The organism is Williamsia soli (genome assembly GCF_017377795.1).
GTDB classification, from domain to species: domain Bacteria; phylum Actinomycetota; class Actinomycetes; order Mycobacteriales; family Mycobacteriaceae; genus Williamsia; species Williamsia soli.
Map to the genome: position 1 here is coordinate 657,467 of NZ_JAFRDR010000003.1, position 25,331 is coordinate 682,797.

Sequence of the window (25,331 nt, forward strand, 5' to 3'; positions counted from 1 at the left end):
CAGCAAGGGTGATCAGTTGGCCAGGTCATCGACGGTGGCTGACTCGTTGCGCGACAGGTTGATACCCAGGTTGGCCGCAGCCCGCTCCAGGTCCTCGTCGTCGCCATCACGCATCTCGATGGCGGCACCGTCGGAGCTGAGCACCTCGACGTTCAGGCACAGCGACTGAAGTTCCTTCAGCAGCACCTTGAACGATTCGGGGATACCCGGTTCCGGGATGTTCTCGCCCTTGACGATGGCCTCGTACACCTTCACGCGACCGACGACGTCGTCCGACTTGATGGTGAGCAACTCCTGCAGCGTGTACGCCGCACCGTAGGCCTGCATGGCCCAGCACTCCATCTCGCCGAAACGCTGTCCACCGAACTGCGCCTTACCACCGAGCGGCTGCTGCGTGATCATCGAGTACGGCCCGGTCGAACGAGCGTGGATCTTGTCGTCGACCAAGTGGTGCAGCTTGATGATGTACATGTAGCCGACCGAGACCGGGTACGGGAACGGCTCGCCACTGCGACCGTCGAACAGGGTGGCCTTGCCGTCGGCATTGACCATCACCTCACCGTCACGGTTGGGAAGCGTCGAGCCCAGCAGGCCGTTCAGCTCCGCGTCCGTGGCGCCGTCGAACACCGGGGTGGCGGTGTTGGTGTTGGGCTCCACCGAGAGCATGTCCTCGGGCAGCTTCGACGCCCATTCAGGCGTCCCTTCCGCGACGTTGACGTTCCAGCCGGTCTTGGCGATCCACCCGAGGTGGGTCTCCAGGATCTGACCGATGTTCATACGACGCGGCACACCGTGGGTGTTCAGGATGATGTCGACCGGGGTGCCGTCGGGCAGGAAGGGCATGTCCTCGGCAGGAAGGATCTTGCCGATGACGCCCTTGTTGCCGTGACGGCCGGCGAGCTTGTCGCCGTCCTGGATCTTGCGCTTCTGGGCCACGTACACCCGGACCAGCTCGTTGACACCGGGAGGCAGATCGTCGTCGTCATCACGCGAGAACACGCGGATGCCGATGACCTTGCCGGTCTCACCGTGCGGAACCTTCAGCGAGGTGTCGCGAACTTCTCGCGCCTTCTCACCGAAGATGGCGCGCAGCAGGCGCTCTTCCGGGGTCAGCTCGGTCTCGCCCTTCGGCGTGACCTTTCCGACCAGGATGTCGCCGTCACGAACCTCGGCACCGATACGGATGATGCCGCGCTCGTCGAGATCGGCGAGCACCTCATCGGAGACGTTCGGGATGTCCCGGGTGATCTCCTCGGCACCGAGCTTGGTGTCGCGGGCGTCGATTTCGTGCTCTTCGATGTGAATCGAGGTGAGCACGTCCTCTTCGACCAGACGCTGGCTCAGGATGATCGCGTCCTCGTAGTTGTGGCCTTCCCACGGCATGATCGCCACGAGCAGGTTCTTACCGAGGGCCATCTCACCTTGATCGGTGCAGGGTCCGTCGGCCAGGACCTGGCCGGTCTCCACGCGCTGACCCTCGTCCACGATCGGACGCTGGTTGGCGCAGGTGCCCTGGTTCGACCGGGCGAACTTGCGCATCCGGAACGTATCCCGGGTGCCGTCGTCCGCCATCACGGTGATGTAGTCGGCCGAGACCTCTTCGACCACGCCGGCCTTCGCCGAGATGATCACGTCACCGGCGTCGACAGCGGCACGCAACTCCATGCCGGTACCGACGAGCGGCGACTCGCTGCGCACCAGCGGCACCGCCTGACGCTGCATGTTCGCGCCCATCAGGGCACGGTTGGCATCGTCGTGCTCGAGGAACGGGATCATGGCCGTGGCCACGGACACCATCTGCCGCGGGCTGACGTCCATGTACTGGACGTCCGTGATCGGGACGTACTCGATCTCCGAGCCCTTCTTGCGGACCATGACGCGATCGTCGGTGAACCGGTTGTCGGCGCCGATCGGCGAGTTCGCCTGGGCCACGAGGTAACGATCTTCCTCGTCGGCGGTCAGGTAGTTGATCTCGTCGGTGACGGTTCCGTCGACGACCTTGCGGTACGGCGTCTCGATGAAGCCGAACGGGTTGACCCGGGCGTACACCGACAGCGAACCGATCAGGCCGATGTTCGGGCCTTCCGGGGTCTCGATCGGGCACATACGGCCGTAGTGGGACGGGTGGACGTCACGGACTTCGAGGCCGGCACGCTCACGGGACAGACCGCCGGGGCCCAGCGCCGACAGGCGACGCTTGTGGGTCAGACCCGACAGCGGGTTGTTCTGGTCCATGAACTGCGACAGCTGCGAGGTTCCGAAGAACTCCTTGATCGCGGCGACCACGGGACGGATGTTGATCAGGGTCTGCGGCGTGATGGCCTCGACGTCCTGGGTCGTCATACGTTCGCGGACCACACGCTCCATGCGGGACAGGCCCACGCGGATCTGGTTCTGGATGAGCTCGCCGACGGTACGCAGGCGGCGGTTACCGAAGTGGTCGATGTCGTCGACCTCGACCGGGACCTCGACGCCACCGGGCACGGTCATCGTGGTGGTGATGTTGGGATCGGCCTCGTGCAGACGCACCAGGTACTCGACCGTCGCGACGATGTCCTCTTCGGTCAGCACCGGGGCGCCGGCCATCGGGTTCTCGACGAGGCCGAGCTTCTTGTTGACCTTGTAGCGGCCCACCTTGGCCAGGTCGTAACGCTTCTCCTTGAAGAACAGGTTCTCCAGCAGGGTCTGCGCGGACTCCTTCGTGGGGGGCTCGCCCGGACGCAGCTTGCGGTAGACCTCGAGCAGCGCCTCATCGGTGCCGGCGGTGTTGTCCTTCTCCAGCGTCGACATCATGATCTCGGAGAACCCGAAGCGCTCTTCGATCTGCTCCTTGGTCCAGCCGAGGGCCTTGAGGAGCACGGTCACCGACTGGCGACGCTTGCGGTCGATGCGGACACCGACGGTGTCGCGCTTGTCGACGTCGAACTCGAGCCACGCACCACGGCCCGGGATGACCTTGACGCTGTGCAGCGTCTTCTCGGTCGTCTTGTCGATGTTGGCGTCGAAGTACACACCGGGGCTACGCACCAGCTGGCTCACGACGACACGCTCGGTGCCGTTGATGACGAAGCTGCCCTTGTCGGTCATGATCGGGAAGTCGCCCATGAAGACGGTCTGCGACTTGATCTCGCCGGTGTTGTTGTTGATGAACTCCGCGGTGACGAACAGCGGAGCCGCGTACGTCATGTCCTTGTCTTTGCACTCTTCGACGGAGGCCTTGACCTCGTCGAACCGAGGGTCGGAGAAGGACAGCGACATGGACCCGGAGAAGTCTTCGATCGGAGACAGTTCGGTGAGGATGTCCTCCAGACCGCCGGTAGGGTTTGCATCGCCGCGAGATGCAGCGCGCTCACGCCATTCCGCGGACCCGACCAGCCATTCGAAGGACTCGAGCTGCACATCAAGCAGTCCGGGTACTTCAAGGGGCTCGCTGAGCTTTGCGAACGAGGCGCGCCGAGGCGCACCTGGAATGGTTGAGGTGGACTGGCGGGAGACTGCCAAGATATGTCCTTCCAACACGAATTACTCGTAGTGCCTAGGTGGTGTTTCGCTGCTGTACGACCTGGTCAACGGCGATCACCCGAGGCTCCACGTTTGTGTGGTCGGAAGGTGAAATCGTGAGGTGGACAGGAGGCAGCCAGCGCAACGTCCAACTGTACCAGAAAAAGGGCGCACGTAAACAACCCCTTTTGGTTACTGCGAACAGACTGCAACCAAGACGGCCCTGCGTCAAGAGGAACGCGCGGATAGGTTGGTAAAAAAGTCTGCGGCGTCCGGGTTAAAAATCAGAGATGCGGCTGATGAGCCACTGCCCGTCGACCTTCTGCAGTCCGACGTCCACGCGCGCGAGATTGGGAGTGCCCAGAACTGCGACGCCCTGCTGGGTGTTGCTCAGCACGAAGGTCCCGATCACGTTGGCGCGGGTGTCGTCCATGTTGCTGATCCCGATGAGGTCGACCTTGCACTCTGCGCCCTGCCCGGTCTGGGTGGCCAGATCCCGGTTGGCCTGCAGGTACTCGTTGAACTCGTTGATGTACTCACCCGTCAGTGCTGCCTTCGCGCGCGCGGCCCAGTCGTCGAACTTCACCGGGTCCACACCCAGGACGGTGCACATCCGCTCACCGGCCTGCGCCTTGAGCTCGCTGGTGGCCGCGGCATCGAGAAAAGCGTCATTCGACTCGGTCTTCGCGCCTGGCTTGAACGCGAGTACGACGGCCAGGACCGCGAACACCACGGCCACGGTCGCCACCGCGGCGACCTTGCGCCAGGTGAGGAACCCACTGCGAGTCTTCGTCGCAGCTGTACCCTTCGCTGTCGGACGCCCCTCCGGGCCGGCGACGCTCTCATCGTCCCGTCCGGGCTTCTTCAGGGATGCACTCTTGGCCACGGGCCGACTCTTGCGGCCGCCCTTGTCGAGCGACACGGTGTCGTCGGCGACAGCAGCCGACGGCTCCGCGACATCTGCAGCTTTCGCTTCCCCGTCGTCGGCTGCCACCGCGTCGGCTGCCACCGCATCAGGTGCCACGGCGTCAGCTCCCTCGGGGGCCGCCTGGCCGGTCTCGACGGCTGTGGTCTCGGCGACCTCGTCCTCGGCGCCGCTGCGCACCTTACCCTTGGCCGGGCCGCTGCCTGCGACACGGATCTTGCCGCGCGGCCCGGCCGGTCGGCCGGGTCTGCGGGGTGGCTGGTTGGTCATCAGTTTCCTCCCGGCGCGGTGGTGGCGGGCGCAGGAACTGCGGAGGGGTCGGCGGGCGCGGGTGCGCCGGCCGGGTCCTGCAGTGCGAACGCATCGAGAGGCTGGATGTCCGAGGCCTTCCAGGTGCCGTCCACCTTGCGGACTCCGACCGAGAAACCCGACTGCAGGGTCACCGGTTCCTGATTCGCCACCGAGCGCACCGACTCGACGTAGACGATCACCTTCGCCGTCTCGTCTTCTTTGTTGAACTCCACGACCCCACTGCGCACGATCGACGACGTCAGCTTCGCCGAGGCGCCGCCGTTTGCCTCACCTTCGGCGACCAGCTGCTGGAACGTCTCCGGGGTCACCTGATTCGCCGCTTCGTCGACGAGCGACGAGTTGAGCTGTTCTCGGTACGCGGTCATGTTCGCGGGATCGATGTTGGTGACGTTCAGCATCACCTGCTCGGCACCGTCCTGGGCATCGTCGCGGGCCTGCTGCGTGGCCTGGACGTTGAACTTGGCGTCGTACCACTGGTATCCGAAGACGCCGGTGCACACCACTGCGGCTACGAGTCCGACCACCGCCAGGGCAGCCGAGATCCGCAGCCACAGCCGCCTTGAACCTAGACGTCGCTGTCGGCCGGGCTTGGGTTTGTCAGTCATCGCCCGCCCAAGGTACACACTCCGCCTGAGAGGTCGATCCGCGCCGTCTGCGCCGCCACCCAGATCACTTGTCGCGCACGCCAAGAAGGAACGCGATCTGTTCCGCAATGGGGTTGAGGTTGAGGGTGTCGGGCATCTTCTTCGGGTTGTCGTCCCACGGCTGCGGGATGTTCGGGTTCGAGTAGACCGAGCGGGCCGCACCGCGAACATCAGTCGGATTTCCCTGCGCGACAGTACATTTCGCGTCAGTATTGAACGGGAAGTCGTCGTAGTTGATGTCGAAGTCGGGGTTCTTCCGCTTCTCCTCGGCGATGATGTCCTCGGTGCCCTCGTAGCCGAGCGTGCACGCAGGCGGGTTGTTCACCTCGAGCACGATGCCGAAGTGAATGGTGCCGTCGCCCGGCGCCGGGCTGTAGCTACCGCTCGAGAGCGCCGACAGCAACGCCAGGGACGGACTCACCGCGAAGAACGTGGGCGAAATCGTCCGGACGTCTTCGGCGAGGTTGCGGACAACGGTGGTGATGTCGCCGCCGCTGTCCTGCAACAGCCGGGAGATCTGCGTGGCGCTGGTCGTACCGGTCGTGAGCAGTCTCCGGATGGCCGGGTCGGAGGCCTGCAGCGTCTGGGTGATCAACTTCAGATTGCTCGACCACGCCAGGATCTCGTCTGACTGTTCGGCCTGCGTCCCGAGCACCACATCGCTGTTCTGGATCAGCGAGATGGTCTCGGGCAGATTGTCCACCCCGGCCTGGGACAGGTTGGTCAGCGAGTCGATCAGCGAGCGCAGATTGTCGGCGTTGCCGTTGAACGCATTGCCCAACTCGGTCACCACCGTCGTCAGGTCCTCCACCGGGATCGAGTCGGTGAAGTCGACCGCCGACTTGAGGACCCCGTCGAGCGCTGGGGGGACGTCGGTGTCGGTGATGACGGAATTGTTCTTCAGGTACGGCCCCTCGTTGCTCGTCGGGCGCAGATCGACGTATTGCTCGCCGATCGCCGACCGGTTCGCGACGACAGCCATGGCCGAGTCGGGAATCTTCGGGCCGTCGGAGTCGAGGATCAGAGCCACTTCGACACCGTCCGGCAAGAGCGTCAGCGCACCGACGCGACCGACCGGCACACCCTGGTAGGTGACCTCACCGTTGGTGAAGATGCCGCCGGAATCGGTGAACTCGGCCTTCACCGTGTACGAGCCGATACCGACGAGACGGTCGAGTTTGGCGTACGTGGCACCGACGTAGACGATGGCGACCACACCGACGATCACGAAGATGGCGAGCTGCCACTTGACCAGTTTCGAGATCACGGGGCACCTCCAGGCTGCGTCGTCGTGGATTGCGTGCCCGAACCCTGCCCGACTGCTCCGGAGAGCAGCGCGAGGGGGGCCTGCAGGAAGCTGTGCTCAGCGCGGTCCTCGGGCATCAGTGCGTACTGGCCACCCGACGGCGGGGTGTTGGGTCCCGGTCTCGCGTTGGGCAACGGCAGCAGGGTGATCGTCGGCCACCCGAGCCGCGGGCCGTTGCCGTTGTAGTACGGGTTCTGCGGATCGATGATCGGCGTCGGGCCCGTCTTGGGCGGGCTGTACACCGGTTCACCTTGACCGACACCGAGCGCCTCGAGCTGGTTGAGCAACCGCAGGTCGAGATTGGCGAACAGGTTGGTCGAGTCACCCTTGACGCCCGGCAGCAGAGCATCCGGGAACGGGTAGGTGAACAGCAGCGGCGACGCGGTGATCAGATCCGGCGCTGCGCCGGCCAATGCCTGCAGCGTGGGCCGCAACGCCTTGAGATCGGTGATGATCTCTTCACGGGCCGTCCCGAGCACCTGCACACCCACCTGGCCCAGCCGGTCGACCTGCTGCAACATGGTCACGAACTGCGGCCGCTGCTCTTCGAGAACGGCGATGCCTCGCGGCAACTCGTCGAGAACCCGGTTGATCTGATCGGTCTGACTGCGCGCACGGTTCGACAATTTGTCGAGGCCGTCCAGTGCGGTGACGATGTTCTCTTTTTGCTCGTCGAGACCGTTGATGAGCCGAGCAGTCTCGTTGAGCAGACCCTTGACCTCGCTCTCGCGGCCTTCGAGGGCATCGTTCAGCTCGTCCACGATCGGCTTGAGCTGGTTGAGGCCGCCGCCATTGAGCAGCAGCGACAGCGCACCGAGAACCTGCTCGACGTCGGTCGCGGTGCGGGTCCGGCAGTCGGGCGCCCCCACCTCGGGGCAGCCGATGACCTGAGCGGGGTTCTGGCGTGGCAGATCGGCGTTCTTTTCGGGATCTTCGAGCGCGACGTACTTCTCACCCAGCAGGTTGGTCTGCTGGACCTCCGCCATGGCCTTGTCCGACAGGTCGACACTGTTCTGCACCTCGATGGCGACCTCGGCCGTCCACTGGTCCGGCGCGACCTTGATCTCGGTCACGCGCCCGACCTGGATGCCGTTGAACTTCACCGTCGCCTGCGGAACCAGGTCCAGCACGTCGGTGAACTGCAGCTTGTACGTCCGTGGGTTGTCGCCGACCGACACCCCACCGGGCAACGGAACCGACTGCAGGCCCTGCGTTCCGCAACCGGCGATCGCGATGACCGCGGCACCGATCATGGCGGCGGCACCGGCTTTGTGGACCGTCGCGCGTCTGGGTGATCTCATCAGTTCTCACCCTCCAGTCCTGGATCGGGAATGCCTGGCACCGTCCCCGGGACGGGGCCACTGCGCTGCTGGTTCTCGGTGCTGAAGATGCCGAACGGGAGATTCAGGGTCGGCGTCTTGATGCCGTCCTGGATCTGGTCGGCAACGTTGGTGCACTGGTCGATGAGCGGTCGCAGCGTCTTGCTGAACTCCACGAACGCTGGGTCCCCTGGCTTGAGCTGTCCCAGATCGAGCAGCCCACACTGAGCTCCCAGCAGGTCCTGGAGTTCGGGCAGCGTCAGGTGCAGGTCGAGCGTTCCCGACTCCGCGTTGTACGCGTTCACCAGGTTCGACAGAGCCAACGGCAGCGACGTCAGGATTTCTTTCTGGTACTCCTTCGTGTCCACCAGGGTCTGGGTGGTCGGGATCAGCTCACTGACCCGCGCGCCCAGGGACTCCCGGTTGTCCTCGACGAAGCCGGCGACGTCACCGAGCGCGATGGACAGCTTGTCCAGCGCGGTCCCGAGCTGATCGCGTTCACCGGCGAGGAACGTCGTGAAATCAGCCATCTGGGTGTTGAATCGGCGCACCTGTGCGTCATTGCGGGCAAGCATGCCGACAAAGCTGTCGAGGTTCTTGATGGTGTCGACGAGATTTCCCCGAGATTCGTTCAGGGTGTTGGCGGCCTTGGTCAGGCCGCTGATCGTCTCGTTGAGCGCCTCGCCGTTGCCGGCCAGGTTCTCCGCACCCGTGGTCACCAGTTCGGAGACCGCCCCGTTCTTGTTGGCACCCTCGGGCCCCAGCGAATCCGACAGCTTCTGCACCGAGGCGTAGAGCTCGTCGACCTCGACCGGAACCATTGTCTTGTCGAGCTGGAGCGTGAAGTCCTGCGGCGCCTTCGGCCCACGGACATAGACCGGGGTCAGCTGCACGTAGCGGTCTGCCACCACGGACGGGGTCACCTGGACGGCGCCCACGTCCTTCGGCAGCGAGACATCGCCTTGCACGGTCATCTCGACCTTCACGCGCTCGCCTTCGGGGGTCACCTTGCTGACCGTGCCCACCGGCACGCCGAGCACCCGCACGTCGCTGCCGTCGTAGATACCGACGCTGCTCTGGAAGTACGCCGTGATCTTGGTGGCGGTGACCCGTTGGAACACCCACCACAGCGAACCGGCGACCAGCAGGGCGAGGATCAGCCCGATCACCAGGAACACGATGTGCCGTGGCGTGAACCACCGCCCCGGTCCGCGGGTGTCCTGCATGTTGCTTGCCGACGTCATCATTGTCCGGCCACCGTTCCGCCACCGTTCGCCAGTTGCTCTTGCTGAACAGGGAGTCGTGTCGTGTTCTGCTGCGGCAGTGCCGGCGGAAGCAGGTTCGTCACCACAGAATCGAACCAGCGGCCGCTACCCAGCACGTTGGCGTACAGGCGATAGAAGGGTGCCATGTACGTCAGCGACTGCCGCAGGTTCTCGTTCTGGTCGTTGAGGATCTCGATCACCTGGCGCAGGGTCTCCAGCGTGGGACCGATCTGCTCCTGGTTGTCCTTGACGATTCCCGTCAACGTGTCGGACAGCGTGATGGTGCTCGAGAGGAGTACCGAGATCGCCTGCTGCCGATTGTTCAATTCCCCGAGCAGTTCGCCCGCACCGGAGATCAGTCGCTCGAATTCCTGGTTGCGATCCGCCAGTAGCTTCGAGGTGTCCGCGGTGGCGGCGAGAAGCTCCTGCACCTTCTGGTCACGGCTGGCGATGGTCTCCGAGAGGCGGGTGAGGCCGTCGAGTGACGACCGAAGATCCGCCGGGGTCCCGGAGAACGCGTCCGACAGCGTTCGCATGCTGGTTGCCAGCTGATTGGTGTCGAGTTCCTCGACCTGATCGGCGGCATCGGAGAACGCCTCGATGACGTCGTACGGCGACGTGGTCCGATCCAGCGGAATGACCTTCTTCGGATCCGCCAATTCGTTACCCGCCGGGTCGAGGGCGATGTACTTCTGGCCCAGCACGGTCTTGATCTGGATCGAGGCCGACGTCTGGTTGCCGATCCAGGCCTTGTCGACCTGCATGTCCACTCGTACGCGGTCGCCTTTGAGCTCGACCTTGCGTACGTTGCCGACCTTGACGCCGGCGACTCGGACCTCGGCGCCGGATTGGAGGCCGGCCGCTTCGGAGAAGTCGGCCTTGTAAATGATGCCCGCGCCGATCAACGGCAGGGACTGCAGAAAGAACGCCGACGTCGACAACATCAGCAGGATCAAGATGCCGATGAATCCGATGGTGACAGGACTGCGCTTGATGGTTCGTCGATCGGTCATGCGGTCACCCCCCTGGTCGTCGTGTTGGTCACGGTGGATCCTCGTTCGCCCAGCAGCGGGTCGCTGCGCTCGTGTACAGGACGTGGTTGATGTCCGGCAGCGGGATCAGCGGCTGCGTGAGCAGGTTGCTCTGACCGTTCCCCGCCGTGACGTCGAGACCACAGAGATAGAACTGGAACCATGAACCGAAGGTCGCTGCCCGGCCGATCTTCTGGAGCTTGATCGGCAGGGTGGTCAGCGTCTGCTTGATCTCGTCCTGCCGTTCGACGACGGTTTGTCCGAGGTCGTTCAGTGCTGCGATCGATCCCTGGATGGCGGGCCGGGTCGGCTGCAGGATCGAGGCGGTCACGGCCGTCAGGTTGGACAGTGACGTGATCGCCGATCCGACCGACTCCTTCTGGTTCGCCAGCCCGGTGACGAACTTCTCTGTGTTCGTCAACAGCTGGGTGAACTGGTCGTCGTGCTCGTTGAGGTTCTTGAGGACGACGTTCAGGTTGTCGATCAGCTGCCCGATGACCTGATCGCGGTCCGCGATCGTGTTGGTCAGGCTCGCGGTGTCACGGACCAGCTCGGAGATGGTCCCGCTCTCACCCTGGAAGACCTTGATGATCTCGGCCGACAGTTTGTTCACGTCGTCCGCGGTCAGCTGCTGGAACAGCGGACGGAAGCCGTTGAACAGTTCGGTGAGATTGATCGCCTCGGTGGTCTGGGACAGACCGATCGTCGTGCCGCCACCGATGGTGTCGGCCGTGTCGCCCGGACCCTTCTCGAGTGAGAGGTAGCGCTGACCGGTCAGGTTACGGAGTTTGATCGCGACCCGGACACCGGCAGGGAGTTCACCGCGGTCCACCGAGAAAGCCACTTCTGCCTTGTCGCGGTCGACGATCTCGACGCCACTGACCTGACCGACGCGGACGCCGGCGATCCGGACGTCGTCGCCCGGGGCCACCTGCGTGGCGTCGGTGAACACCGCCTTGAAGTCCGTACCGCCTCCGGCACCGCCGTTGGCGACGGCGAACCCGAGGACTGCGGTGGCGAACACCGTGACCACTGCGAAGATGATCAGCTTGATGAGCGGTCCGACCAAACTCTTCATCGGATGCTCACCTGCTGTCCCTGCACGGTGGGAGCCGCGATCAAACCGATCCAGCTGGGCACTTCTGCCGGCTCCTTACCCGCCGCGGCGGCGACGATGGCCTGTATCTGCAGCTTGTTCCTCGGATCGCTGTAGTTGGTGGCGGGCTCCTGAGCCTGTGTGGCGGTGCCGTCGGGCATCGCCGAGTACTGCGGCTCAGGGAGCGTGGGGATGTTCCGGGGTCCGGCGTTGCGGGACGGCGGCTGGTACGAGCCGTCGTTGACCGAGCCCGCGGGATACTGCGGGAAAGGCCTGCCGTTTCGGGCCTGCTCGTAACAGATCGGTCCACGCTCGTCGAACAGTCGTGGCTCGTCCTGGTTCGGCAGGTACCGGCCGCGTGGGTTGACGAACTGCAGGTTGACCCGCACACCGGGGTTCTCGGTCCCGGCGCCGGTGATGACGTTGGCTTCGGGAACCAGTCCTGCGAAGTTCTTGAACGTGCAGCCGAACGCCGGTGACTGTCGTGCCAACGCCGTCAGCAACGGTTCGGACTGGATCGCCAGATCGACCAGGTCGCGGCGGTTGGTCTCGAGGAACCCGGTGCCGTCGATCGCCACCTGGGTGACCGCCGCGATCACTGTGCGGAGATCGCCTTGACGCTCGACCAGGGTGTTGGTCGTGGTGCGCAGGGTGTCGAGGGAATCGATGACGTCGGGCAGGGCTTCGGAGTAGGTCTGCGAGAAGCTGGCGAGACCGCGGAGCGTGCCCTGGAGTTCGGGCATGTTCTCGTTGATCCCCTTGAAGACGGTATTGAGCTGCTCGAACGACGCACCGAGGCGCTCGCCGTTGCCCGCCAGCGCCTTCGACAGCGCGGACAGGGTCACGTTCAGGTCAGCCGGCGGGATGGCCTCGAGCACGGGAAGCAGCTGATCGAACAACTCCTGCAGCTCGACAGCGTTACCGGACTTGTCCTCGTCGATCGTCGAGCCGTTGGTCAGGTGATCGCCCTTGCTGCCCTCTTGACCGTCCGGGATCTGCAACGCCACGTACCGCTCGCCGAACAAGGTCTTCGGCAGGATCCGGGCCGTCGTGTCGGCCGGCAGCAGGTCCACCTTGTCGGGCTGCAGACCGAGGGTGACGACCACCGAGCCGTCTTCCAGGTTCGGCTCGACGCTGCGCACCTCCCCGACGATGAGTCCGCGAGCCTTGACGTCGGCGTTGTTGGGCAACGCGTTGCCCGCCGAGGTCGTCATCAGCTTCACGTCGACGAACTTCGTGAACGATTTGTTGTACTGCATGATCGTCAGCGTCAGGAACAAAGCGACCACCAGGAAGAACACCAGACCGAGCGCCCGGCGTTTGAGTGCCTGCATCGATCAGCCCCCCACTCTGACGGACGTCGTGGTGCCCCAGATGGCCAGACCGAGGAAAAAGTCGAGGACCGCGATGATCACCAGTGCGGCTCGAACGGCGTGTCCGACCGCCACGCCGACGCCGGCGGGCCCGCCAGTGGCGTAGTAGCCGTAGTAGCAGTGCACGAGAATGATCACGAACGCAAAGATCATGACCTTGCCAAACGACCACAACACATCTGCAGGTGGCAAGAAGAGATTGAAGTAGTGGTCATACGAACCGGACGATTGACCGGTGAATTGCGTGGCTATCAGGCGGGACGCGAAGTAGGCCGACAACAGACCGAGGACATACAGCGGGATGACTGCGATGAAGCCGGCGAGTACGCGGGTGGTCACGAGGAACGGGATCGACGGCACGGCCATCGTCTCGAGCGCGTCGATCTCTTCCGAGATCCGCATGGCGCCGAGTTGAGCGGTGAAGCCACAACCGACTGTTGCCGACAGCGCGAGGCCGGCGACGAGCGGCGCGACCTCACGGGTGTTGGCGTACGCGGCGAGGAATCCTGTCAGCGCCTGCGACCCCAGCTGGTCCAGTGCGTTTGCACCCTGGAGCCCGACCACCACACCGGTGAATCCGGACATCAGGATCATGACGCCGATGGTGCCGCCGATGACCGCGAGGCCACCGGACCCGAAGGCGACCTCGGCGAGCAGCCGGAGCAGCTCCTTGGGATAGCGGCGAATGGTGCGCGGAGACCATCCGATGGCGCGTCCGTAGAACGACATCTGGTCGCCCGCGCCGTCCAGTACGCGTAGCGGGACCCGCGCGATTTTGCCCGCGCGGTAACCGATGTCTCCTCGGCCTTTGGCGATCGTCACCCTTGTTCTCCTATGAACCCTTGGCCGGAACGATCTGCAAGTAGACCGCAGTGATGATCAAGTTCGCAAAGAACAGCAACAAGAAGGTGATGACGACGCCCTGGTTGACCGCATCACCCACACCCTTGGGTCCACCACCGGGGTGGAGCCCCTTGTACGCGGCCACGACTCCGGCGATCACACCGAAGACTGCAGCTTTGAGCAAGGCCACGTAGAGGTCTGGCAATTGTGCCAATGCACTGAACGAAGCCAGATAGGCACCCGGGGTACCGCCTTGGACGATGACGTTGAAGAAGTAACCACCGCCGATGCCGACCACCGAGACGAGGCCACAGAGTAGGACAGCCACCAAGATCATGGCCAGGACGCGTGGGACCACCAGTCGCTGAACGGGATTGATGCCGAGTACCTCCATGGCATCGATCTCTTCGCGAATGGTCCGAGATCCGAGGTCGGCCGTCACCGCAGAGCCGGCGGCACCGGCCACCAGTAGTGACGTCACCAGGGGCGCGCCCTGCTGGATCACCACCAGGACGCTGGCCGCACCGGTGAACGATTCGGCGCCGAGCTGCCGGATCAGCGAACCGGTCTGCAGAGACACGATCGCGCCGAACGGAATGGCGACCAGCGCGGTCGGCAGAATCGTCACACTGGCGATGAACCAGGCCTGCTGGATGAACTCGCGCCATTGAAATGGACGCACAAAGGTCTGGCGCGCGACGTCGACGAACAGCTGGACTATGTTGCCCGTCTGGGACAACGCCCCAGAGCCAGCCTTCGAAACCTTGTCGACGCCACGTGTGGTGGCACTTGTCATTTAGAGAGCCTTGTCACCGGCGCGATATGCGGGGAACTGTTCGGTCTGGGCATCGGAGCCCTGGTAGGAAGACTGCTGCTGAGTCTCGTCGTATCCGGAATTGGAACCCGAGCCGACCCCCACCGGCTGCTGCTGGGTCTTGCGGTAGGCCTCGCGCTGGTTCTCCTGCGCGGCGTCCTCGACCTCGAAACTCTCCTCGATCGCACGCTGGGCAGGCTCGGGCAGAGTATGCAGGATCTCCCGCACACGGGCCTGACGACGACCGACCGCCTTACGCTCGGGCAGACCCGGCGTCGCCTGCAGCTGCGGAACGATGCCACGCACATCCTCGGCGGTGCCACCATCAGAATGCCCGGCGTCGACCATCTCCTGCTCACGCTTCTGCTGCGCGTCGTCCTTCTCCTCCGACATACCGATCGGCCCGATACGACGACCGTTGAGGAACTGCTCGACCACCGGCTCATCCGAGGTCAACAAGACCTCACGCGGACCGAACATCACCAGCTCCTTGCGGAACAGCATCCCGATGTTGTCCGGCACCGTACGAGCGACCTGAATGTTGTGGGTCACGATCAAAATCGTGGCATCGATCTGCGCATTGATGTCGATCAGCAACTGCGACAGATACGCCGTACGCACCGGATCCAGACCCGAGTCCGGCTCATCACACAAGATGATCTGCGGATCCAGCACCAGGGCGCGAGCCAAGCCGGCGCGCTTGCGCATACCACCGGAGATCTCACCGGGGAGCTTGTTCTCCGCACCGGTCAAACCGACCAACTCGATCTTGTCCATCACGATCTGACGGATCTCGTCTTCCTTCTTCTTCGTGTGCTCACGAAGCGGGAAAGCGATGTTGTCGAACAAACTCATCGACCCGAACAGCGCACCGTCTTGGAACAGCACACCGAACAACTTACGGATCTCATACAGCTCACGCGAAGAACACTTCGTGATGTCGGTGCCGTCGACGATCACCGAACCCTGCTCCGGGTGCAGCAAACCGATCAACGACTTGAGGAACACCGACTTACCCGTACCCGACGGGCCCAGCAACACACTCACCTCACCCATCGGGAGAGTCAGCGAGACATCCCGCCAGATGTTCTGCGACCCGAACGACTTCGTAAGCCCCTCAACACTGACCTCAACACCCACTGAAATGTCCCTCCAAAACGAAGTCCGCCCCCGTGCGGAGCCTGTGGTTCGGCTCACTCTAACCCACTTGGCGTGACGAATATACGCGCCGTCGCCGTTTCTCAGGTTCACGGTTCTCCCGAGGTCGTGCTGGGTCGGGCGAGCCGTACGGGTTGTTGCTGGTAGACCAGATCCGCGGTTACTCGGGAGTAACTTACGTTATGCCGAAAAGTTTTTTTCGCGCTCTGATCGTGATCGGTTCTGAAACCTACTAGCCGGTAACCTTCGGGGCAACTGAGCCCCTGAGCGGGCCTGTGAGGGTGGCGTCCGGAGCCGCCTATATAGAGGCCCCGAGACAGCACGATGGCCCGCAGCAAACGCTGCGGGCCATCGTGGGTAAAGCGAAGAAACGGTCTTACTTGACTGCCATAAGGCAATCCGCAAGCTACTTGACCGACACCTTGGCGCCGGCCTCTTCGAGCTTGGTCTTGGCTGCCTCGGCGGCATCCTTGTCGATCTTCTCGAGGATCGCCTTGGGAGCGGACTCGACGAGATCCTTGGCTTCCTTCAGACCCAGTCCGGAGACGACCTCGCGGACGACCTTGATGACCTGGATCTTCTTGTCGCCAGCCGACTCGAGCACGACGTCGAACTCGTCCTGCTCGACAGCGGCTTCGGCAGCGGCCGGTGCACCGGCAGCGGCGACGGCGACGGGAGCGGCAGCGGTGACCTCGAAGACCTCTTCGAACTTCTTCACGAAGTCGCTGAGTTCCAGCAGGGTCAATTCCTTGAACTGATCGATGAGCTCGTCAGCGGAGAGCTTTGCCATGTGGGCAATCCTTTCGTTCTTTCCTCGGCCGCAGAGTGATGCGACCAGGGAGGTGTTGGGGTTTTATTCGGCCGCTTCTGCGGGTGCGACCGCGGCTTCTTCGCCGCCGGAGGCAGCTTTCTTCTCTTGCAGTGCGGCCGCAAGACGTGCGACCTGGGAAGCGGGCTGATTGAACAGGCCCGCAGCCTTTGCCAAGTTGCCCTTCATGGCACCGGCGAGCTTTGCAAGGAGCACCTCACGGGTTTCGAGATCAGCGATCTGATTGACCTCGTCCACAGACAGCGCGCGGCCGTCCATGAATCCACCCTTGATGATGAGGGCCTTGTTGTCCTTGGCGAAGTTCTTGATCGCCTTGGCCGCCACAACGGGTTCACCTTCGATGAAGGCAATTGCGGTGGGACCAGTGAACAGCTCGTCCAGACCGGCCACGCCCGCATCAGCAGCAGCGCGCTTGACCAGGGTGTTCTTGGCGACGGAGTAAACAGCACCTTCGCCCAGTGAGCGACGCAGCTCCGAGATCTGCTTGACGGTCAGACCACGGTATTCCGTGACGACTGCCGCAGTGGCTCCCTTGAACTGCTCGGTGATCTCCGCAACCGCGGTGACCTTTTCACTATTTGCCATACTTCGCCTCCTCTCATGACGTGTCGGTTGGCACGTAGGAGCGCGAGTCTCGTGAACGGCCGCTGACCCCACCAACGACAAACGCCCCGGCACAGGGCACGGGGCGCACACGAGCTTCAATGGCAGAGCATTGCAGCAGTGATTCCTCGTTCTCCCTGCGTGGGCCGCCGACGTATGTGTCGGGCCTTCGGCCGGCTCGCGATAGTCGCGCCCCGGTGACCAACGGTCTCTGGTTGAACTGACGTCCGCAGGCATATGGCCTGCGAACACCAAGAAGCCACAGTACCGGCAGTGGGTCACCGGTTACAAATCAGCCACGTCGGGATCAAGGTGTGACGGCGGAACACCCCAAAGGTCGCGACCGAACACCCGCTCGGGTACGTTGAATCGAACCAGTCCAGTGTGAGGTCGGTCACGAACCACTATCAACACCAACAGCACTGGCAGCAACACGACGGAGTGTTGCCGCGACCTGCAATTACTCGGTTCACACCGGGTGATTCGCGCTCGGCGTGGCCCCATTCCCCAGCGGAGAGGTAGCGCCATGGTCTACCAGGTCAGTCCTTACGAACGCACGGGCAGAGCACCCTCGCCGCGAAGCGCTCCGACACTCCCCCTCGGCGACCCGACCGGCGGCGCCAACGCACTCTGGTGGCGCGAACAGGTCGATGGGCAGCCGGAGTTCCCCAAGGTCTCCATCGATCGCTCCCTTCATCTGACGATGAGCGACGGGGTACGTCTGCGCGCAACGCTGGTCCGGCCGATCGACGCCTCCGGTCAGATCGTGGAATCACCGATGCCGACGGTGGTGACGATCAATCCTTACAACCGCGCCGTTCTCGACCTCATCGACCAGACCACACACCGCCTGCCGTTACCTCCCATCTCCGGCGGCACACTCGACGTCTTCGGCATCAACCGCAAGCTCGTGCAGAGCGGCTACGTCCAGCTGGTCGTCGATGTGCGCGGCACCGGCGCCTCGCATGGTCGCTGGCAGATCCTCGGAGAACGCGAACAGCGCGATTCCATCGAGGTCATCGATTGGGCGGCCGATCAGTCGTGGTGCGACGGCAACGTAGGGATGGCCGGCTGGTCGTACTCAGCCATCAATTCTCTGCAGGCCGCGGGCAATGGTTCGCCACACCTCAAGGCCGTCTTCGCGGTCGAGGGGTGCGAAGACATCGTGCGGGACATCTACATCACCGGCGGCGCCCCATCGGCATTCATCCCGATCTGGCTCGCTGGGGTGAACATGCTCAAGTGGCTCCCCAACCCGTCCGCGGCACTGGCGGACGCGTTCGGCAGCAACGGCGTGCGCTGGCTGAAGGACCGAGTCGCCTCTCCCGCCACCGAGATCGGCTCTCTGGCATGGGGTTTCCTCACCGGCCGGGACCCCCGCATCTACGACGACCCATACTTCGACGAGCGTGACCCGAAGATCGACATGATCACCGCGCCGACATTCGTGTTCGGCGGGTGGCACGACCTGTTCGGACGCAGCGCGACCCGCATCTACAACCAACTGAAGCTGCAACCGGGGCAGAAGCAACTCGTCATGGCGGACGGCTATCACCTCGACGCCGGTCGCGGCTTCGGCAAGCACATCGCCCCACCGCGCGTCGACGTGCTCGAGCGGGCCTGGTTCGACAAGTGGCTCAAAGGTCTCGACAACGGCGTGGACGAGTACGGCCCGGTGACCCTGCAGCAGCAGGGCGGATCCTGGACGTCCGGAGAGTCGTTCCCTCGCAAAGACGCTCGGGTGCAGCGGCTGTATCTGTCCCCGGCGTCGTCGCATACCGCGAAGCACAGCAGGCATGACGGCAGCCTCGGCGCCGCCGTCAATTCCACCGCGGGCGAGCTGAAGCTGCGAGCGGATGCGCGCGGGTTCATCTCCCGCGACATGACCCAGGTGACCGCCGGCGCGACCATGCTCCTCGGCGGCTCCTTCACCACCAAGGCGAAGTTCCAGGAGGTCGGCGCGCTGACCTTCACCACCGAGCCGATGTCCGAGCCGATGCAGATCTCGGGGTCGATGAACCTTCACCTGCGCACCACCTGCGGTGGTCACGAAGCTCTGTGGGCCATCACCCTCAACGATGTCGCCCCTGACGGCACGTCCACGGTCCTGACGAATGGTTCGCTGACGGCATCGAACCGGTCCCTCGACCCCGGACTCTGCGAATACGCCGAGGACGGCTCGCTACTGGTTGCCCACCATCCGCTGAGCAAGAAGCGCAAGCTGAAGGTGACCCCCAACTCCCCCATCGATCTCGACATCGACCTGGTCCCCACCGACGCGATCATCGAAGAGGGCCACCGGCTTCGGATCAACATCTACGCAGCGAGCATGCCGCGATTCCTCGCAGTGGTCCCTGACCTGATCAAGTCGGGCTGGCGTTCCCAGAAAGTCGTCCTGGACCCCTACCACCAGAGTTATCTCACCTTCCAGGGGATGTAGCGCGCAAATGCACACGCTTCAGTCATTTGCACACGTTCGAACGTGTGCAAATGACTGAACGGTGTGCATTTGTGCCCGCCGTTATGCCACTTCGATACCGCTGTCGCCGAAGGTGACTCGGTAGACCAAGGCGGCCTCGGGGCCCAGAACCAAGCCGACCAACTCTATGAGCGTGCCGGCGAAACGGGGTCCGTGCTTGTCCGTCGCGGACCCCGGACTCAGGTGGTGGGCCACCTCGTGGAGCACCACGAGCTCGCGCATGGCCCAGCGATCATCGGCGACGGGAACAGCGATGACCCCGGCGCCGCCTGCCGGGTTGTATTCGTAGTGAGCTTGCCGTTGGCCGCGTCTGGCGCGGACGCTGACCGGCACCTGCGCCCGCGGGAACTGCGCTGCCACCGTCGCCAACGCCAGTACCCGGTCGACGTAGGAACGCACCGACTCCACCGACCCGAACCTCGCCTCCGGCGGCAACGTCAACGCCGTACCGGCAATGGTCAGTGCGCCCGAACCGGCGCTTGCCCGTTCGAACACGTTGTGCACCAATCGTTCCGCTGCGTAGAGAGCCGATCGTTGGCTGTCCCGTTCCGTCATCGGCGCACGGTCACGCCTCGAGTGCCCCGCGGGTTCCATCGAGCTGCGCGTCGTCGCCGAGGCGAGCTCGGCGCCCGGCCCGGTCCCCCGCGCGGCGTGCACCCTCCGAGTACCCCGCCGACGCGCTCTGCGACTGCCAGGTACCACGGGCTGTCGAGGTCTCCTGGTGGAAATCGCGGACCTCGATCTCCTTGTTGCGTAATACCAGCGCCGTTCCCGAATCGGCCTTTCCGCCATCGTCGGCGACCGCCTGCGCCCGGGCTTCGTCGCGCGCCTGGGCCAGCCGCTTACCGATCCGTTCGGCGAAGGCCGACTGGAAGTTGAGGCGCGCGGTGATCGGCGAGAGCGGCTTCTCCTCGACAACCCGCCGAGACACCCAGCCACGACGTTCGGTCACGACGCGGGCGAATGTCTCACCCTTGTACGCACCCGATTTCAGGTACCCGTCGCTCGCGGCGACCATCTGCACCACCAGCGAGCCGTACAGCGCCTCACAGGTGTCGATGTCGCCGGGAAACCCGTAGGCGTAGACGAAGGTGGAGTTGCTCGCGACATCGCAGGTGATGTCGTTCGCGCGGGCGATCGCGACGAACAGCTGCACATAGGTGCGCAGTCCCCGCTTGCCTGCGGCGCCGATCGCAATATTGCGCTGCTCCGGGGTGACCCGACGGTTGCCGCCGGCGTGGGCACGGGCCACCGCCAGGTCGATGGACGCCGAGGTGGCGAGCCGCTGCGCCGCCTGCATGAATGCCTGGGCCTCGTGTTCGTTGTCGGTGCCTTCGGCCTGCCGCAACAGCCCGGAGATACGGGTCAGGAGTTTGTCGTCTCGCACCCGATCAACCCTAGGCGTCTCGACCGACACCGGGACGAGATGACGGCTCAGCCTGTTGATAGCCCCAGCTCTGTGGAGAAATCCGACTTGGCCGAGTTAGGAAATTCTGGTTTACTAACTCGCATGGTCCGCCCCCGGCTTCACACCGACGAGCAGCTACTCGACGCCGCGGACGTCGTCCTGGCGCGGGTGGGTTCTGCCCGGTTCACCCTGGAGCTCGCAGCTCAGGAGGCCGGCGTCTCCGCTCCGACGCTCGTCAAACGGTTCGGATCGAAACGGGCCGTTCTACTCGCGGTATCCCAACGCTGGGTCGACTCCATCGACGTGACCCCGCTCTTCGGCACCGAGGAAAGCGCTCTCGACGCGCTCCGGCGGCTGTCCGTGGGTTCCTACGCCGACAGCGATCGGATCTCGGACGCAGCCAATCACGTGTCCTCGCTCGCGATGGACCTCGGCGACCCCGAGCTCACCCGGCTGCTGGGGCTGGGCTGGGAACGCAAACGTCAGCAACTGGCCGGCGTCGTCGCCCGTGGAATCGACGCGGGAGAGCTCTCCCGCGCGCTTGAACCGACTGCCGCGGCCCGCACCCTGTTCGCCCTGTTGGAAGGCACGTTCCTGGCCTGGACCGTGCAACCGCACGGCTCTCTCACCGCGATCCTCGACGACGAGTTCGAGCGACTGACCACCACCTGGAAATGAGGAATCCCATGACCACCACCCCGATACCCGCCGTCACCGGCGCCGTCTTCATCGCCACCAGCCTCGACGGCTACATCGCCCGCACCGACGGCGACATCGACTGGCTGCTGAGCCGCAGCCAGGACATCGGTGAGACCGGCTACGACGCCTTCATCGAGACCACCGGCGCGATTGTCATGGGCCGCAACACCTATGAGATCGGGACCACCTTTGACGAGTGGCCCTATACCGGCCTGCGCGTGATGGTGCTCAGCACCCAGCTCGACACCGATGTCGACGACCGCGTCACAGTCCACCGCACGATCGACGAGCTACTCGTCGCTGCGGCGGCCGAGGACATCCACCACGTCTACGCCGATGGCGGACGCCTGATCACAAGTTTTCTGCAACGTGGCCTCATCACAGAACTCACCATCACCACGATCCCGGTCATCCTCGGGTCGGGGCTACCGCTGTTCGGCGTCATCGACCACGACGTGTCGCTGGAACTGCTGCGGTCGACGACCCTGGGACAAGGCATCACGCAGTCCGTCTACCGAGTCACCGACTGAGCACCGCGCCGCGGGTGCCATGCTGGTCGGGTGACCTCAGATCCGAATCCGGCCGCAGCCGAGCGCATTCTCTTCGACCACAGCAACACCTCGACGAGGGACTTCTACAAGCTGATCACCGCGTCCGTCGTACCGCGACCGATCGCGTGGGTGTCCTCGCGCAACGCCGATGGCGTCGACAACCTCGCGCCGTTCAGTTTCTTCTCCGTCAGCTCCACCGATCCGCTGATCGTGCAGTTCACGGCGGTCGGCGGCAAACACAGCGCCGACAACGCCGCAGCAACCAAGCAGTATGTCATCAATGTGGCAACCGAGCCCATGATGCAGCAGGTCAATGCGACCTCTGCCGGTTTCGACGAGGACGTCAACGAGTTCGAGGCGGTCGGCGTCGCTTCGGCACCGGCGACGGTCGTCGACTGCCTGCGGGTCCAAGACAGCCCGGTCGCCATCGAGTGCGAGCTGTTCCAAATCCTCCAGATCGGTAACTCCCAGGTGGTGATGGGCAAGGTCGTGGCGGTCACGGTCGACCCCGCGGTGGCTGCCGCCGACGGTCATCCGGACTTCGCCAAGCTCGCTCCGATGGCCCGCCTCGGCCGCTCCGAGTGGGGCCTGCCGAGCAAGGTCGTCGAGCTCGAACGACCCTGACCTGTCGGGCGGGAAGGTACTCGGCCGCCGCGACGTTGGAACAGAGGTACATCTTGTTCAACGTATTCGCGGATTAAGAAGGCCCATAGGTATGTCCCTCACCCTGTCCATTCTCGACCTCGCTCCCATCTCCCCCGGACACGACGCCCGGGAGAGCTTCGCCGCAAGCGTGGATCTGGCGCGCGCTGCGGAACGACACGGCTACAAACGAGTTTGGTACGCCGAGCACCACAACATGGAGTCCATCGCGTCGTCGGCGACGAGTGTGCTGATCGCGCACATCGCGGCGCACACCGAGACCATTCGCCTCGGCGCCGGCGGCATCATGCTGCCGAACCACGCGCCGCTGACCATTGCCGAGCAGTTCGGCACCCTGGAGACGCTGCATCCGGGTCGCATCGACCTCGGGCTCGGCCGCGCGCCGGGTAGCGATCAGGCCACGATGCGCGCGCTGCGTCGTGACCACAGTTCGGCCGACAGCTTTCCGCAGGATGTGCTGGAACTGCAGGGTTACCTGCGCGACGAGTCCCGCATCCCCGGCATCAAGGCGATCCCCGGCGCAGGCACCGACGTGCCGCTGTACATCCTCGGTTCGTCGCTCTTCGGGGCGCAGCTCGCTGCCGCATTGGGCCTGCCCTACGCGTTCGCCTCGCACTTCTCTCCTGACGCGCTGCAGCAGGCGGTGGCTCTCTATCGCCGCGACTTCAAGCCATCACGTCAGCTGTCCGAGCCGTACGTGATCGCGGGCGCGAACGCTGTCGCCGCCGACGATCCCGAGGCCGCCGCCCGCGATTTCGAAGCCTTGCGCCGGATTCGGGTGCGCATGCTGATCTCACGCGGACCGTCGAGCCCGCATTACAGCGATGAAGAGATCGATGCCTTCCTCACCACCCGGGAAGGTCAGGGCATCGCAAACATGATGAAGTACACCGGGGTCGGCACCGGGTCTGACGTGCGTGAATTCCTAGAGGACTTCGCTGAATTGGCCCAGGCCGACGAGGTCATCGTCGCGCATCAGTCGGTGACCGCCGAGGGCCGGCTGAAGTCCCTGGAACTCACCGCCGAAGCCATGAAGACCGCGAAGGTCTGACTTTCGCCCTGACATCGTCCCCGATTGGAGGGTCGCCGGGCATATTGCCAATTGACCCGCCATCTGGGGACGATTTCAGGGCGAGACCGCCCGAAAGCAAAAGCCGGGACCCCCGTCAGGGAGTCCCGGCTTTCATCGGTCTAGAAGAGAGAGTCAGTCCTCTTCAAGGTAATTGCGGTTGATCGCCGGGTCCACCGGGATGCCCGGTCCGGTGGTGGTGGAGACGGTGACCTTCTTCAGGTACCGGCCCTTGGCCGCCGACGGCTTCGCACGCAGGATCTCGTCTACGGCTGCGCCGTAGTTCTCGACGAGCTGCTTCTGATCAAACGACGCCTTGCCGATGACGAAGTGCAGGTTCGCTGCCTTGTCGACGCGGAAGTTGATCTTTCCGCCCTTGATCTCGTTGACGGCCTTGGTCACATCGGTGGTGACGGTGCCCGTCTTAGGGTTCGGCATCAGGCCACGCGGTCCGAGGACCCGTGCGATGCGGCCGACCTTGGCCATCTGATCGGGGGTGGCGATGGCGGCGTCGAAGTCGAGCCACCCGCCCTGGATCCGCTCGATCAGATCTTCGGCGCCCACCTCGTCGGCTCCGGCTGCGACGGCCTCGTTGGCCTTGTCGCCTGCCGCGAACACGATGACGCGAGCGGTCTTACCGGTGCCGTGGGGCAGGTTGACGGTGCCGCGCACCATCTGGTCTGCCTTGCGGGGATCGACGCCGAGACGAACGGCAACCTCGACGGTTGCGTCGGTCTTGGTCGAGGAGGTCTCCTTGGCAAGCTTTGCAGCCTCCAGCGGGCTGTAGAGCTTGGACTTGTCGACCTTCTCAGCAGCGGCCTTGTATGCCTTACTGGTTTTGCTCATATTGGCTCTCTCTTTCTCCGCAACACATGCGGGTTGGTGGTGCGGACCGAGCCGGCCCTCCCACGCTTGCTTTATTGGAAGATCAGGCCTCGACCGTGATGCCCATGGAGCGGGCAGTTCCGGCGATGATCTTGGCGGCCTGGTCAACGTCGTTGGCGTTGAGGTCTTCCTGCTTGGTCTTGGCGATCTCACGGACCTGATCCATGGTGACCTTGCCGACCTTGGTCTTGTGCGGCTCTCCCGAACCCTTCTGCAGACCAGCGGCCTTGAGCAGCAGCTTCGCCGCAGGCGGGGTCTTCAGCTTGAAATCGAAGGAGCGATCTTCGTAGACGAAGATCTCCACCGGCACGACATTGCCGCGCTGGCTTTCCGTCGCAGCGTTGTACGCCTTGCAGAACTCCATGATGTTCACGCCGTGCTGACCAAGTGCCGGACCCACGGGCGGTGCCGGGTTGGCGGCGCCTGCCTGGATCTGGAGCTTGATGATCCCGGAGATCTTCTTCTTCTTCTTGGGGGGCATCCTTTTCCCTGTTTCTGATTGATTGCGTTTGGGCTGAAAATCTTGACTCAGCCCGGTTTCGCGCCCGCTGGAGACGC

Annotated in this window: 23 protein-coding genes; 5 read left to right on the forward strand and 18 right to left on the reverse strand. The window is 64.1% G+C overall.

Going from position 1 to position 25,331, the window contains the following annotated elements:
* Positions 1 to 12: 12 nt before the first annotated feature.
* From rpoB to rplJ, 14 genes are all read right to left on the reverse strand, one after another.
* Positions 13 to 3,519 (reverse strand): DNA-directed RNA polymerase subunit beta, encoded by a 3,507-nt coding sequence (gene rpoB, locus J3S28_RS11520; RefSeq protein ID WP_207840604.1) that lies wholly within the window; start codon positions 3,517 to 3,519, stop codon positions 13 to 15.
* A 259-nt stretch (positions 3,520 to 3,778) separates the two neighbouring features.
* Positions 3,779 to 4,696, reverse strand: a complete 918-nt coding sequence (locus J3S28_RS11525) for a hypothetical protein (protein WP_207840606.1) — start codon at positions 4,694 to 4,696, stop codon at positions 3,779 to 3,781.
* Complete coding sequence (locus J3S28_RS11530; RefSeq protein WP_207840608.1) at positions 4,696 to 5,343, reverse strand: hypothetical protein; 648 nt, start codon at positions 5,341 to 5,343, stop codon at positions 4,696 to 4,698. Before J3S28_RS11530 ends, J3S28_RS11525 begins: the two co-directional genes overlap by 1 nt.
* A gap of 64 nt (positions 5,344 to 5,407) precedes the next feature.
* Positions 5,408 to 6,649 carry an MCE family protein gene (locus J3S28_RS11535; protein WP_207840610.1) on the reverse strand — a complete coding sequence of 414 codons (1,242 nt, stop codon included), beginning with the start codon at positions 6,647 to 6,649 and terminating at the stop codon, positions 5,408 to 5,410.
* Complete coding sequence (locus J3S28_RS11540; protein WP_207840612.1) at positions 6,646 to 7,989, reverse strand: MCE family protein; 1,344 nt, start codon at positions 7,987 to 7,989, stop codon at positions 6,646 to 6,648. Before J3S28_RS11540 ends, J3S28_RS11535 begins: the two co-directional genes overlap by 4 nt.
* Positions 7,989 to 9,254 carry an MCE family protein gene (locus J3S28_RS11545; protein ID WP_372435988.1) on the reverse strand — a complete coding sequence of 422 codons (1,266 nt, stop codon included), beginning with the start codon at positions 9,252 to 9,254 and terminating at the stop codon, positions 7,989 to 7,991. Before J3S28_RS11545 ends, J3S28_RS11540 begins: the two co-directional genes overlap by 1 nt.
* Complete coding sequence (locus J3S28_RS11550) at positions 9,251 to 10,285, reverse strand: MCE family protein (RefSeq protein ID WP_207840614.1); 1,035 nt, start codon at positions 10,283 to 10,285, stop codon at positions 9,251 to 9,253. Before J3S28_RS11550 ends, J3S28_RS11545 begins: the two co-directional genes overlap by 4 nt.
* A gap of 28 nt (positions 10,286 to 10,313) precedes the next feature.
* Positions 10,314 to 11,381, reverse strand: coding sequence for an MCE family protein (locus J3S28_RS11555; protein WP_207840616.1), 1,068 nt, complete (start codon positions 11,379 to 11,381; stop codon positions 10,314 to 10,316).
* Positions 11,378 to 12,733 (reverse strand): MCE family protein, encoded by a 1,356-nt coding sequence (locus J3S28_RS11560; protein WP_207840618.1) that lies wholly within the window; start codon positions 12,731 to 12,733, stop codon positions 11,378 to 11,380. The genes J3S28_RS11555 and J3S28_RS11560 overlap by 4 nt, the downstream gene beginning before the upstream one ends.
* A 3-nt stretch (positions 12,734 to 12,736) precedes the next feature.
* Positions 12,737 to 13,594, reverse strand: coding sequence for an MlaE family ABC transporter permease (locus J3S28_RS11565; RefSeq protein WP_207840620.1), 858 nt, complete (start codon positions 13,592 to 13,594; stop codon positions 12,737 to 12,739).
* A gap of 10 nt (positions 13,595 to 13,604) precedes the next feature.
* Positions 13,605 to 14,411, reverse strand: a complete 807-nt coding sequence (locus tag J3S28_RS11570; RefSeq protein WP_084837491.1) for an MlaE family ABC transporter permease — start codon at positions 14,409 to 14,411, stop codon at positions 13,605 to 13,607.
* Positions 14,412 to 15,569, reverse strand: a complete 1,158-nt coding sequence (locus tag J3S28_RS11575) for an ABC transporter ATP-binding protein (RefSeq protein WP_207840622.1) — start codon at positions 15,567 to 15,569, stop codon at positions 14,412 to 14,414. It abuts the gene before it with no gap.
* Between the two features lie 424 nt (positions 15,570 to 15,993).
* On the reverse strand, positions 15,994 to 16,377 hold the full coding sequence (rplL, locus tag J3S28_RS11580) for a 50S ribosomal protein L7/L12 (protein WP_030165235.1): 384 nt from the start codon (positions 16,375 to 16,377) through the stop codon (positions 15,994 to 15,996).
* Positions 16,378 to 16,440: 63 nt separating this feature from the next.
* Positions 16,441 to 17,001: a 50S ribosomal protein L10 gene (gene rplJ / locus J3S28_RS11585; protein ID WP_084834303.1), complete on the reverse strand. Its 561-nt coding sequence runs from the start codon at positions 16,999 to 17,001 to the stop codon at positions 16,441 to 16,443.
* A 544-nt stretch (positions 17,002 to 17,545) separates the two neighbouring features.
* On the opposite strand from rplJ, the gene J3S28_RS11590 reads away from it, so the two are divergent.
* Entirely contained in the window at positions 17,546 to 19,459 is a 1,914-nt protein-coding gene (locus tag J3S28_RS11590) for a CocE/NonD family hydrolase (protein ID WP_207840624.1), read from the forward strand.
* Positions 19,460 to 19,540: 81 nt separating this feature from the next.
* On the opposite strand, the gene J3S28_RS11595 is transcribed toward J3S28_RS11590, so the two are convergent.
* The gene (locus J3S28_RS11595; protein WP_207840626.1) at positions 19,541 to 20,053 is read right to left on the reverse strand and encodes a TIGR04338 family metallohydrolase; all 513 of its coding nucleotides are present in this window, start codon (positions 20,051 to 20,053) and stop codon (positions 19,541 to 19,543) included.
* A 10-nt stretch (positions 20,054 to 20,063) separates the two neighbouring features.
* Positions 20,064 to 20,885 (reverse strand): DUF2786 domain-containing protein, encoded by an 822-nt coding sequence (locus tag J3S28_RS11600; RefSeq protein WP_207840628.1) that lies wholly within the window; start codon positions 20,883 to 20,885, stop codon positions 20,064 to 20,066.
* Positions 20,886 to 21,008: 123 nt separating this feature from the next.
* On the opposite strand from J3S28_RS11600, the gene J3S28_RS11605 reads away from it, so the two are divergent.
* From J3S28_RS11605 to J3S28_RS11620, 4 genes are all read left to right on the forward strand, one after another.
* The gene (locus J3S28_RS11605; protein ID WP_207840630.1) at positions 21,009 to 21,584 is read left to right on the forward strand and encodes a TetR/AcrR family transcriptional regulator; all 576 of its coding nucleotides are present in this window, start codon (positions 21,009 to 21,011) and stop codon (positions 21,582 to 21,584) included.
* Positions 21,585 to 21,592: 8 nt separating this feature from the next.
* Entirely contained in the window at positions 21,593 to 22,135 is a 543-nt protein-coding gene (locus J3S28_RS11610) for a dihydrofolate reductase family protein (RefSeq protein WP_207840632.1), read from the forward strand.
* Between the two features lie 30 nt (positions 22,136 to 22,165).
* On the forward strand, positions 22,166 to 22,780 hold the full coding sequence (locus J3S28_RS11615) for a flavin reductase family protein (RefSeq protein WP_207840634.1): 615 nt from the start codon (positions 22,166 to 22,168) through the stop codon (positions 22,778 to 22,780).
* Positions 22,781 to 22,871: 91 nt separating this feature from the next.
* Positions 22,872 to 23,870, forward strand: a complete 999-nt coding sequence (locus tag J3S28_RS11620; protein WP_207840636.1) for an LLM class flavin-dependent oxidoreductase — start codon at positions 22,872 to 22,874, stop codon at positions 23,868 to 23,870.
* Positions 23,871 to 24,023: 153 nt separating this feature from the next.
* Here the strand turns inward: J3S28_RS11620 and rplA are convergent, their stop codons facing one another.
* Together rplA and rplK are read right to left on the reverse strand one after the other, a co-directional pair.
* The gene (rplA, locus tag J3S28_RS11625) at positions 24,024 to 24,734 is read right to left on the reverse strand and encodes a 50S ribosomal protein L1 (protein WP_207840638.1); all 711 of its coding nucleotides are present in this window, start codon (positions 24,732 to 24,734) and stop codon (positions 24,024 to 24,026) included.
* Between the two features lie 82 nt (positions 24,735 to 24,816).
* Positions 24,817 to 25,254 carry a 50S ribosomal protein L11 gene (gene rplK, locus J3S28_RS11630; RefSeq protein ID WP_084834297.1) on the reverse strand — a complete coding sequence of 146 codons (438 nt, stop codon included), beginning with the start codon at positions 25,252 to 25,254 and terminating at the stop codon, positions 24,817 to 24,819.
* Between the last annotated feature and the right edge of the window lie 77 nt (positions 25,255 to 25,331).

Coding starts and splice junctions, on each gene's coding strand:
- J3S28_RS11525 (WP_207840606.1), bottom strand. CDS start 4,696: ATGACCAACCAGCCACCCCGCAGACCCGGCCGACCGGCCGGGCCGCGC.
- J3S28_RS11530 (WP_207840608.1), bottom strand. CDS start 5,343: ATGACTGACAAACCCAAGCCCGGCCGACAGCGACGTCTAGGTTCAAGG.
- J3S28_RS11540 (WP_207840612.1), bottom strand. CDS start 7,989: ATGAGATCACCCAGACGCGCGACGGTCCACAAAGCCGGTGCCGCCGCC.
- J3S28_RS11545 (WP_372435988.1), bottom strand. CDS start 9,254: ATGATGACGTCGGCAAGCAACATGCAGGACACCCGCGGACCGGGGCGG.
- J3S28_RS11550 (WP_207840614.1), bottom strand. CDS start 10,285: ATGACCGATCGACGAACCATCAAGCGCAGTCCTGTCACCATCGGATTC.
- J3S28_RS11555 (WP_207840616.1), bottom strand. CDS start 11,381: ATGAAGAGTTTGGTCGGACCGCTCATCAAGCTGATCATCTTCGCAGTG.
- J3S28_RS11560 (WP_207840618.1), bottom strand. CDS start 12,733: ATGCAGGCACTCAAACGCCGGGCGCTCGGTCTGGTGTTCTTCCTGGTG.
- J3S28_RS11570 (WP_084837491.1), bottom strand. CDS start 14,411: ATGACAAGTGCCACCACACGTGGCGTCGACAAGGTTTCGAAGGCTGGC.
- rplL (WP_030165235.1), bottom strand. CDS start 16,377: ATGGCAAAGCTCTCCGCTGACGAGCTCATCGATCAGTTCAAGGAATTG.
- rplJ (WP_084834303.1), bottom strand. CDS start 17,001: ATGGCAAATAGTGAAAAGGTCACCGCGGTTGCGGAGATCACCGAGCAG.
- J3S28_RS11590 (WP_207840624.1), top strand. CDS start 17,546: ATGGTCTACCAGGTCAGTCCTTACGAACGCACGGGCAGAGCACCCTCG.
- J3S28_RS11595 (WP_207840626.1), bottom strand. CDS start 20,053: ATGACGGAACGGGACAGCCAACGATCGGCTCTCTACGCAGCGGAACGA.
- J3S28_RS11605 (WP_207840630.1), top strand. CDS start 21,009: ATGGTCCGCCCCCGGCTTCACACCGACGAGCAGCTACTCGACGCCGCG.
- J3S28_RS11610 (WP_207840632.1), top strand. CDS start 21,593: ATGACCACCACCCCGATACCCGCCGTCACCGGCGCCGTCTTCATCGCC.
- J3S28_RS11620 (WP_207840636.1), top strand. CDS start 22,872: ATGTCCCTCACCCTGTCCATTCTCGACCTCGCTCCCATCTCCCCCGGA.
- rplA (WP_207840638.1), bottom strand. CDS start 24,734: ATGAGCAAAACCAGTAAGGCATACAAGGCCGCTGCTGAGAAGGTCGAC.
- rplK (WP_084834297.1), bottom strand. CDS start 25,254: ATGCCCCCCAAGAAGAAGAAGAAGATCTCCGGGATCATCAAGCTCCAG.